The organism is Pantoea sp. USMM079 (assembly GCF_037153115.1).
In the GTDB taxonomy this organism is placed as follows: Bacteria; Pseudomonadota; Gammaproteobacteria; order Enterobacterales; family Enterobacteriaceae; genus Pantoea; species Pantoea communis.
This window is the reverse complement of sequence record NZ_JBBCKX010000089.1, coordinates 1-228: the sequence shown is the minus strand read 5'-3', so window position 1 is coordinate 228 and position 228 is coordinate 1. Positions and strand designations below refer to the sequence as shown.

At 50.9% G+C, this 228-nt stretch carries 1 rRNA gene; it reads left to right on the top strand.

Going from position 1 to position 228, the window contains the following annotated elements:
- Positions 1 to 228, top strand: a 23S ribosomal RNA gene (locus WFP70_RS26650); the annotation flags it as partial.

Sequence of the window (228 nt, the reverse complement as noted above, 5' to 3'; positions counted from 1 at the left end):
AATATTCCTGCACTTGGTGTTACTGCGAAGGGGGGACGGAGAAGGCTAGGTTATCCGGGCGACGGTTGTCCCGGTTTAAGCATGTAGGCGGAGAGTTTAGGTAAATCCGGACTCTTTTTAACGCTGAGGTGTGATGACGAGTCACTACGGTGATGAAGTAACTGATGCCCTGCTTCCAGGAAAAGCCTCTAAGCTCCAGGTAACACGAAATCGTACCCCAAACCGACA